Source organism: Treponema sp. R6D11, assembly GCF_054786075.1.
In genome coordinates, this window is record NZ_BDHD01001519.1 from 1 (window position 1) to 224 (window position 224).

General features: G+C 52.7%; 1 protein-coding gene. It reads left to right on the forward strand.

The window, feature by feature from the left end; genetic code table 11:
- Window positions 1-15 precede the first annotated feature (15 nt).
- Window positions 16-224: hypothetical protein (locus tag ACYVTD_RS19250; protein ID WP_461249175.1), on the forward strand; the 209-nt coding region annotated here is incomplete at its 3' end.

Here is a 224-nt window from a genome sequence, read left to right on the forward strand (position 1 = left end):
ACCGCAGGCGGAACTTTGAGCGTAGCGGTGGAGAAATCTGGCTATGCTATTAGCGTGTCGCCTCAAACAGTAACAATTTATTCCGCTACAGCAGTTCCATTTAGCAGCGTCACCGCGAATGGCTCATCTACGCAACCTTCTACGCAGGTGGCGCTTGCCTATAGGACGCCAATTACAGGTCTTGCCGTTGGCGACATCGCCCTTAGCGGAGTAACAGGAGTAAG